The sequence below is a fragment of the Desulfovibrio sp. 1188_IL3213 genome, assembly GCF_036763145.1.
Lineage (GTDB): Bacteria > Desulfobacterota > Desulfovibrionia > Desulfovibrionales > Desulfovibrionaceae > Desulfovibrio.
In genome coordinates this window covers 1-8738 of record NZ_JBAIYR010000064.1, presented here as the reverse complement: position 1 = coordinate 8738, position 8738 = coordinate 1, and the positions used below count along the sequence as shown (strand labels likewise).

At 55.9% G+C, this 8738-nt stretch carries 7 protein-coding genes; 5 read left to right on the top strand and 2 right to left on the bottom strand.

Annotated features, from left to right (window positions below; translation table 11 throughout):
* Window positions 1–2294 (bottom strand): HD family phosphohydrolase (locus V6C16_RS04900; protein ID WP_333542831.1); only part of this gene is annotated, 2294 nt, incomplete at its 3' end.
* A complete protein-coding gene (locus V6C16_RS04895) occupies window positions 2260–3258 on the bottom strand; it encodes a PhoH family protein (RefSeq protein WP_333536853.1) in 999 nt (332 codons plus the stop codon). The genes V6C16_RS04900 and V6C16_RS04895, both read right to left, overlap by 35 nt.
* A 192-nt stretch (window positions 3259–3450) precedes the next feature.
* On the opposite strand from V6C16_RS04895, the gene V6C16_RS04890 reads away from it, so the two are divergent.
* The 5 genes from V6C16_RS04890 (at window position 3451) to V6C16_RS04870 (ending at window position 8440) form a co-directional block, all read left to right on the top strand.
* Window positions 3451–4674 (top strand): hypothetical protein, encoded by a 1224-nt coding sequence (locus tag V6C16_RS04890; protein WP_333536854.1) that lies wholly within the window; start codon window positions 3451–3453, stop codon window positions 4672–4674.
* Window positions 4675–5244: 570 nt separating this feature from the next.
* On the top strand, window positions 5245–6153 hold the full coding sequence (locus V6C16_RS04885) for a glutamate/aspartate ABC transporter substrate-binding protein (RefSeq protein WP_333536855.1): 909 nt from the start codon (window positions 5245–5247) through the stop codon (window positions 6151–6153).
* Between the two features lie 118 nt (window positions 6154–6271).
* On the top strand, window positions 6272–7021 hold the full coding sequence (locus V6C16_RS04880; RefSeq protein ID WP_333536856.1) for an amino acid ABC transporter permease: 750 nt from the start codon (window positions 6272–6274) through the stop codon (window positions 7019–7021).
* Complete coding sequence (gene gltK / locus V6C16_RS04875) at window positions 7014–7691, top strand: glutamate/aspartate ABC transporter permease GltK (protein ID WP_333536858.1); 678 nt, start codon at window positions 7014–7016, stop codon at window positions 7689–7691. The genes V6C16_RS04880 and gltK overlap by 8 nt, the downstream gene beginning before the upstream one ends.
* A gap of 20 nt (window positions 7692–7711) precedes the next feature.
* Window positions 7712–8440, top strand: a complete 729-nt coding sequence (locus V6C16_RS04870) for an amino acid ABC transporter ATP-binding protein (protein WP_333536859.1) — start codon at window positions 7712–7714, stop codon at window positions 8438–8440.
* The last annotated feature ends 298 nt before the right edge of the window (window positions 8441–8738 follow it).

The following is an 8738-nucleotide window of genomic DNA, read 5'->3' as shown; positions in this document are numbered from 1 at the left end:
GGAGCCGCAGCAGCCTGAGCAGTTCCCGGCGCAGCGATTGGGGCGCCCCTGCCCTCAGCCTTGCCTTCGGGCCTGGCCGCAGCCTTGGCTACATCACGTATCTTGGCGTCAGGATAGGCAATGCGCTGATGAAAGATGCCAGTGAGGATGCGCTGGAAGTTTTCGCTGAGATAATGCAGGTCCTTGAAGGTCAACTCGGACTCGTCCAACTGCCCTTCCGAGAAGATGCCCTTGATGATGGTATCAATATGGCTCTTGATGCGCGCGGGCGTGGGATCGGTAAGCGTGCGGCTGGATGCCTCCACCGAGTCGGCCAGCATGAGGATGGCGGCTTCCTTGGTTTGCGGGCGCGGCCCCACATAGCTGTAGTCGGACTCTCTGGGCTTTTCGCCCATATTGATGGCTTTCTGGTAAAAGAAACGGACAAGCCGCGTACCGTGATGCTGGCTGATGATGTCCGCTATATCCTGCCCGAGCTTGTAGCGTTCGGCCAGTTCCGTCCCCTTTTTGACATGCGACAGCAAAATGAGCGCGCTCATGGAAGGCGCAAGCTTGTCGTGCTTGTTGGGGCCGCCGAACTGGTTTTCAATGAAATATTCGGGGTATGACAGCTTGCCCACGTCATGGTACAGGGCCGCCACCTTGCACAGCAGACTGTTGGCCCCTATGGCCTTGGCGCCCGCCTCCACCATGTTGGAGACAACCAGCGAGTGGTGATAGGTTCCGGGAACCGTGACCATAAGCTCCTGCATGAGCGGCTGCTCAAGGCTCATAAGCTCCATGAGACGGAAGCGTGTGCTGTAGCCGAAACTCAGCTCCAGTACCGGGCTGATGGCAAAAAGCAGAATAAGCGACAAAAGGCTGTTGATAGCCACGGCCGCAAGCTGCATGGGCAGCTCCGCCGGGGCTGTCTGCGAAAGCAGGGCCGTACCCAGCCAGATTAGCGATTGCCCGATGGTCAGAGGAATCACGCTCCACACCACGTCCTGACGGCTTTGCGCATTGGTCACAAGCCATGTTGCCAGCATGCCGCCCAGGAACTGGTACAGGAAGTAATAAAATCCTTCCTGAAACATGAGCATGGTAAAGAAAGACAGCAGAAGCCCCATGGTGCAGTAGCGCCTGGCCGCAAAAACCATTGCCACCAGCCCCACGGCCCCGGCCACGGGAAAGCCCAGGCTCAGCGTTTTAAGAAAAGTCACGCTGTCCAGACGCAGGCCGAGCACATAGACGATCTTGGCCCCGGCGCAGAAAAGCAGCAGCACCAGTGAAATGAGCAGCATGTCCTTGCAGCGCAGCGGCGTGCCGGGCTTGCCGCTGGGAGCCACAAAAAAGCCCACGGCCAGCAGCAGGGCGCAAATGAACGTTCCTGCGGCCGCGCACCAGTGCATGGGGTCTGAAGCGGATTTGTACAGGGTCTGCAGCTTTATCTGCTGTTCGCGGCTTACGCGCTCGCCTTTGCGCAGCAGCAGTTCACCCTTGAGAATCTGGTAATAGACGGGCTCCACCATTCCCATGACGGCGTTGCCGCGCTTTTGCGTGGACTCGCGGTTGAGCGTGAGCGAGGCGGGCATGGTGGCGGACAGCAGAATGTTGATGGCCCTGCGGGACTGCGGGTTCAGCGTGGGAACCTGACGGATGGCGGAAGAAACTTCTGCAAGAAAAGACTGCACATCCGGCAGGTTGGCAACCTCCGGACGCAACATTTCCGTATTATTGTCAAGATTGCGTATGATCACGCCGCTGCGGCCTACCCGCGCGGAACGGATGTCGCCCACAAGACCTTCGGCCATATGTTCGCGTATGCTGGGCAGCAGGGTCTTCAGCAGATACTCCTGCACTTCGGGCTGCGCCAGTTCGGGCAAAACCTCATCAGCCACGGGCGGCGTCAGCTCATCGGCCAGCCTTTGCAGGGGGCCTGCCTGGGTCCTGTAGTCCGTGCCATTATTAAGACTGCGTAAGACATCAATAATACGGTTCTGAAAAGCCACATACGGCTCAAGACTCAGATCGTAGACAGGAGGCTGAAGAAACAGCACCTGCTTGCGGCGGGCCTTGGTGGCCTGCGTGTCTTCCACCAGCAGGTCCCGGTCGGCAATCACGTCCGAATCAGCCACCTGCCCGGCCACATAGACCCTGGGAACAGCTTCGAAGTTGGCTCCCGCCAGAAGCGAAAGCGCCAGCAGAGTAAGAATGAGGGCCGCAAGCCCCCATCCGCAATGATGCCGCGCCCTCAGCGCCTGAACAAGCGCCAGAAAGCTAGCTGGTCTGGCCGTCTTTTTCTGCGTTATCATAAGCGTTTACTATGGCTCCCACCAGGGGATGGCGCACAACGTCCGCTTTGCTGAAGCGGTGTACGGCAAGACCCGGCACATGGGGAAGAATATTCAGCGCATGGATGAGGCCCGAACGCGGGCGCTGGCCGCCGGGCTGAACCGGCAGGTCGATCTGGGTGGTGTCGCCCGTAACCACCATGCGCGAACCGAAACCCATACGGGTGAGAAACATTTTCATCTGTTCCCGAGTGGTGTTCTGTGCTTCATCAAGAATTATGAACGCGTCATTCAGGGTGCGCCCGCGCATGAAGGCAAGGGGGGCGACCTCTATGGAGCCGACCTCCATCATGGAGGCCACCTTGGGCTGCGGCATCATGTCGTGCAGGGCGTCATACAGGGGCCGAAGGTACGGGTTTACCTTGTCCGCCAGATCGCCCGGCAAAAATCCGAGCCGCTCCCCGGCTTCCACCGCCGGGCGCGTAAGCACGATGCGCTTGACCTTGTGCTGCTGAAACATGGAAAGAGCCATTGCCACGGCCAGATAGGTCTTGCCTGTGCCTGCCGGTCCCACGGCAAATACCAGCTCATGACGCCGCAGGAGATCAAGATAGGTACGCTGCGATACATTGCGGGCGGTCACCGTTTTGCGGGGCGTGTTTACAAAAACCGCATCGCGAAAAATCTGGGCCAGATTCAGCCCGGGGTCAGCCCGGAGCATTTCATACGCCCGCGTTATGTCCTGTTGGCTCAGGACGGTTCCGCCGCCCAGCAGTTCATAAAGCTGCACAAAAACATTGCACAAAACCTGGCGCACATGCTCATCGGAACTTTCAATGAGAATGCTGGCTCCCCGGCTGGTGACGCGCGCTCCGCTGGCCGCAGCCAGCAAATCCAGGTGCGCGTTATGCGGCCCGAAGAGCTGATTTGCCAGGGCGGGGTCGTCGAATTCAACGGTTTCGAGCGTGGAAGAATGTACTGCCATGCTCGCTCTCTAGCCTATTTTATGTGGCCTGTCCATCTTGGGAACTGATTGCTTTATGACTATTTTTTCCAAACTGTTCGCTGAATAACATACTGAAGAACAAGGTAAAAAATTAACCATAAAAGCAATGGATCATATCTTGCATGAAATCTGGCGCAGATATTTTCAGAGCAATTTTTGCCGGGAGGACCCATGAGCGTATCCAGCGTCAACAACTATAACACTGCCATGCTGCAGTGGCAGAAACAGCAGCTCAAAACCACGGGCAACTCTTCCGGCAGCACGTCCAATTCCCTGAGCAAGCTGTTCAGCCCCGAAGTATCCATGACCAACCAGGTTGCCAGCATGGTGGAACTGACCAAGTATGCCATGGAATCTATGGGGGTTTCTGCTGACAGCCGGGTCACTTTCAATCAGATAACCAAATACCGCGAGCAACTGCTTGCGTCGTTCAATGAAAGTGTCAAAAAAGGGTTCGCGGCCACTGGCATCAGCAATCCCGATGACATCACCTTTACCCTGAACGCGGACGGCAGCCTGAGCGCGGCAAGTCCCAATGCCACAGACCAGAAAAATGCCCAGGCGTGGCTGGACGTCAACCCCTCGCTCGGCATGGAACTGCGTTCAAATCTGGCTGCCTCCGGCCTTGCCGAAAACAGCACCGTGAGCATGAAGCTGAGCGACACCGGCAATCTCAAGATCGTTAATACGGGCCAGGCCGCCATGCAGACCGCCCTTGACGCCAACAGCGAGCAGAGCGACAAGCTGCGCGCGGCCCTCGTCGGCATGGGGGTAAACCTCAGCTCGCCCATGACCTTTGCTCTCAACAACGAGGGCAAACTCGTGGTCAGCGGCGAACACGAGCATTCTGAAGAAATCAATAAATGGCTGGCCGAAAATACCGGCATGGCCGCAAGCCTGTCCGCCCAATTGAAAAAACAGGGTATAGACGCTTCCGCAGCCAGCCTCAGACTGGGAAAGACCGGCAATGTTCAGGCCGTTGTCAACAATGGCGAACTGGGCGACATACAGGCAATTCTGGACAAAAGCAGCCTGGGAGCCTCCCTTTCCAAAGGGCTGGGCAGCCTCGGCATTTCCCCCGACGTGCAGTTCACGCTTCAGACCAACGCCAACGGCAGCGTTACCGTTATCAGCGACAGCCCGGACCAGGCCAAGATACAGAAATTTTTTGACGACAACCCCGCGCTGGTAAAGCAATACCAGCAGATCGAGGCCCTTTCCGGCCTTGACGATGCCCGCAAGGCCATGCAGGCGTCACCGACTGAAATGCGCAAGCGCATACAAGTAGAATCCATGGCCGCCTGGTGGTCGGGGTCCGGCAACGCCAGCTCATATTTTGGAAACTACAGCAACGGAAACATGAGCGTTCTGGCAGGGCTTAATCTCAACATCTGACCGGCCCGCAGACACACCGTCTTTGACGCACAATATTTTCCACCCGGCGCCAGGCTTTCAGCCTGGCGCTTTTTTTCAGGGCGCTGGGGCAACTGCCTGCCACAGCGCGCGGCAAGGCTGAATACGCCAGCGACGACACCGGCGATCAGGAATAAATACACATAGTTTCAACACAATTTTCATAATTTGTTGACAAGGCGTTCATTATTTATAAAACTAATCAGGTTATACGGGGCGGTAACTTCCACATCTTTTCATCATAATGCCTTGCCTGACCTGAAGTTTTGGGGCAGGCTGCATCCCCGTACCAACAGTCCGGCCACAAGGCCATGCCACGCAACACGCTGCTCCGCCAGCGCGATGCAGGGGGCGTATTCTCATTTTTGCAGGGTACGCAGCCGCAAAAACGGCACGTTTCATGCGGCTGCCCATTGGCGCTCAGCGCGCGTTGCCGGGCAGACGGCCGAGAGCTTTCAAGGCACACAACTTTTCCCGCAAGGGATTTTTTGAGGACGTTTATCGAAACAAATCCAAAATGCTGCTCCCAAGACCACTTTTTAGGAGGAAACCATGACCCTGAAGAAAACCCTTTTGTCCGCCCTGGCGGCCCTGCTTTTTCTTGCCGCGGCCCAGACGGCTTCGCAGGCTGAAGAACTGACCGGAACGCTGAAAAAAATCAAGGAAACCGGCGTGATCACTGTGGGGCATCGGGAATCCTCCGTGCCATTTTCCTACTATGACCTGCAACAGAATGTCATAGGCTACTCGCAAGACTACTCCACCAAGATTGTTGAAGCTGTGAAAAAGCAGCTTAACATGCCCAACCTGAAAGTGCGTTTTGTGCCCATTACGTCGCAAAACCGCATTCCCCTGCTCCAGAACGGCACCTACGACTTCGAGTGTGGCTCTACCACCAACAATGCCGACCGTCAGCAGCAGGTCGATTTTTCCAACACGCTCTTCATCGTCGGCACACGCCTGCTGACCCACAAGGATTCGGGCATCAAGGATTTTGATGACCTTAAAGGCAAAAACGTTGCCGTCACCGCCGGAACCACGTCGGAAATGCTGCTGAACAAGATGAATGACGAGAAAAAGCTCGGCATCAGCATCATCAGCACCAAGGATCACGGCGATTCCTTCCGTACCGTTGAATCGGGCCGTGCCGTGGCCTTTTTTATTGACGACGCCCTGTTGGCCGGTGAACGCGCCAAGGCCAAAAAGCCCGAAGAATGGCTTATCGTCGGCACCCCGCAAAGCTTTGAAGCTTACGGCTGCATGGTGCGCAAGGGCGATGCCCCCTTCAAGAAACTGGCGGACGACGTCATTGCCGAACTGCAGTTGAACGGTGAAGCTGAAAAATCCTACACCCGCTGGTTCAAGCAGCCCATCCCCCCCAAGGGCATGAACATGAACTTTGACATGTCCGATGAAATGAAGACGCTTTTCAAGGCCCCCAACGACAAGGCCCTGAACTAACTGTTTCCGCATTACATGCGAAGCGCCGGCGGAGCACCCGCCGGCGCTTCGCCGTCAGACCAGCCCGCGCTACGAGGCACCATGAAACACGCATTATCTCTATGGATGGAATTTTCTGATGCAGGCTAACTGGAACTGGGGCATATTTTTTGAGCAAGCGCCGTTCGGAAACGTCACCTACCTTAACTGGTTGATAGACGGCTTTCTGACCACAGCGGCTCTTTTTGTCTGTGCCTGGATTGTGGCCTTCATTGTAGGTTCGTTTTTCGGCATTCTGCGCACCTTGCCCAACAGGACGCTGCGGACTGTGGGCGCCACCTATGTCGCCATTTTTCGTAACATTCCGCTTATCGTCCAGTTTTTCATCTGGTATCTGGCCGCGCCCGATCTTTTGCCCCGCGACGTCAGCGTATGGTTCAAGTCCGAGTTGAACCCCAACGCCCAGTTTTTCATTCTTTCAACCTGTGCGCTGGGCCTGTTTACGGGCGCGCGCGTATGCGAACAGGTGCGTTCGGGCATTCTGGCCCTGTCGCGGGGGCAGCGCTATGCCGGGCTGGCTCTGGGCCTTACCCTGCCGCAGACCTACGTTCACGTGCTGCTTCCCAACGCTTACCGTATCATCATACCGCCGTTGACCTCCGAAATGCTCAATATGGTCAAAAACACGGCTGTGGCCTCTACCATAGGACTTGTGGAACTGACCTCGCAGGCCAACCGCCTGCTTGAGTTTTCCGGTTTTGCCTATGAATCCTTCATCGCGGTCACACTGGCCTATGTGTTTTTGAACTTTATTGTCATGCGGGCCATGAGAGTGCTTGAAAAGAAAATGCGGCTGCCCTCCACCGGCATGGGAGGCAAAAATGCTTGATTTTGACTGGAGCATCATTGCACAAAGCCTGCCGCTGCTGCAAAAAGGCATTCTGGTAACGCTCAAGATAACAATCACGTCCATCATTCTGGGCATGGTGCTCGGCACGCTTCTGGCTGTGGCCCGCATTTCCATCTATGCGCCCTTGCGCTGGCTCGCCGCGGCCTACGTCAACTGCTTCCGCTCCATCCCTCTGGTCATGGTATTGCTGTGGTTCTATCTTATCGTTCCGCAATTTTTGACTAAATTTCTCAATCTTTCCCCTCTGACCGATATTCGCCTTGTTTCCGCCATGGTGGCCTTTACGGCTTTTGAGGCCGCCTATTATTCCGAAATCATACGTGCGGGCATGAACAGCGTCTCCAGAGGGCAAAACTACGCGGCCCTTGCCCTTGGCATGACCAAGTCGCAAACGCTCATCTATGTGATTCTGCCGCAGGCTTTTCGTGTTATGACGCCCCTGCTGCTCACGCAGGGCGTGATTTTGTTTCAGGACACGGCCCTTGTGTACATCATCGGCCTTGCGGATTTTTTCCGCACCGCCACCAACATAGGCAAGACCACCGGCTATGAAATAGAAATGGTGCTCTTTGCGGGCGCCGGCTACTTTGTGGTCTGTTTCTGCGCTTCCCTGGCCGTAACCGTGGTAAAAAAGAGACTCAAGCTATGAACATACCTACCGAAGAAGCAATGATCGTCCTGAACAACGTATCCAAGTGGTACGGCGACTTTAACGTGCTGCGCGACTGCACCACCAGCATCCACAAAGGCGAGGTGGTGGTGGTGTGCGGGCCTTCCGGTTCGGGCAAGTCCACGCTGATCAAGACCGTCAACGGCCTTGAGCCTGTGCAGGCCGGACAGATCTTCGTCAACGGCACCGAGGTCACCGGCAAGAGCACAAACCTTGCCTCGCTGCGCAGCCGTGTCGGCATGGTTTTTCAACACTTTGAGCTTTTTCCGCACCTGAACATCATTCACAACCTGGTTCTGGCCCAGGAAAAAGTGCTTAAAAGAAATCATGAAGAAGCCAGAGAAAAGGCCCTTACCCTTCTGAGCCGCGTGGGCCTTGACCAGCACACGGAAAAATACCCAGCCCAGCTTTCCGGCGGGCAGCAACAGCGCGTTGCCATAGCACGCGCCCTGTGCATGGACCCGGTCGCCATGCTTTTTGACGAACCGACGTCGGCCCTTGATCCTGAAATGATCAACGAAGTGCTGGATGTTATGGTCGAGCTTGCCTATGAGGGCATGACCATGATGGTAGTGACGCACGAGATGGGCTTTGCCCGCAAGGTTGCCCATCGGGTGCTCTTTATGGAAGAGGGCCTTATTCTTGAAGACACCCCCAAAGAACAGTTCTTTGACAGCCCGCAGACCCAGCGCGCCAAAGATTTTCTTGCCAGCATCATTTCCCATTGATGGTTGAACGGCAGCCAAGCTGTCCAAAATACTGATGCCCGCCCCGCACGGGGCGAGGCTGCAACAGTTGAAGGCCGCCCCTATGGGCGGCCTTTCACGTTCATGCCTGCGGGGCAAAATTCTGGGAGATTCAGAGAGGCGGATAACGTACGGTATTTTTCGCACATTCCAAAAATGGAAGTAGCCCTTCATGTCGGTTAGGTTTGGTTATGACCAAACAACCACCAAACCAGCATGAGGGCTACAAATGAAAGCTACCAAGGAGCACGGGAAAAAGAAAGTTCCGGTTGTCGTCGTA